At 56.9% G+C, this 677-nt stretch carries 1 protein-coding gene; it reads left to right on the top strand.

What is annotated here, in order from left to right:
* A partial coding sequence (locus tag ABJK56_RS02140; RefSeq protein ID WP_347243018.1) for a hypothetical protein occupies window positions 1–677 on the top strand: 677 nt, incomplete at both ends.

The following is a 677-nucleotide window of genomic DNA, read 5'->3' as shown; positions in this document are numbered from 1 at the left end:
TCCAGCCCGACCCCCTGGTGCCGGAGCCGGGGAACCCCCAGGCGCTGAACCGGTATGTGTACGTTACCAACAACCCGCTGAGATATGTAGACCCAACAGGTCATTTCAGCGAAGAGGAGTTGCTCCAGTATGGGGTGTTTTATGGCCCCAAGCAGATGGCGGCCTGTCAGGCGGATGAATTTGGCTGTGCTTCCTGGTATTGGGCTTTGCGGGCGGCAGAAGAAGGGGACTGGTTGGAGGCATGGGGATCTATAAACACCTGGCTCCGAATCGGAGACTCTGTGGAGTATAGGGGACGATTTGGCGTGGGCCAGGGGATGTTGTTGCTCACGCTGGAATCGGGAAAGCAGTACCGGGTGTTCTTTGGCGGTCTGAGAGATTTGGAAAACCCGAACGTTTATCTTTCTGTCCACAATCCGCTGGTGGAGAAGCCTGGCGATGTTCGTTTACAGGGGGTGGAATCGTTACGGCGGTATGTCCGGCAGGCGGAAGGAGGAGCGCATCCGATCACCGAGGGGGACTACTGGGAAAGCACCATTGGCGGATACTTTGGCATCGGTGGGCACGTTTCTGGTAAAGTAGACCGGTTGGGCCGGATCTATGTAGGCCTCAATGTTGGGTTGGGGGGAGGGAGCATATCCGCCGTGGACTTAGGCCCAATTCCTGTTCAGTATGGT

It is taken from the genome of Thermogutta sp. (assembly GCF_039793925.1).
GTDB lineage: Bacteria > Planctomycetota > Planctomycetia > Pirellulales > Thermoguttaceae > Thermogutta.
This window is presented reverse-complemented; position numbering and strand designations above follow the sequence as displayed.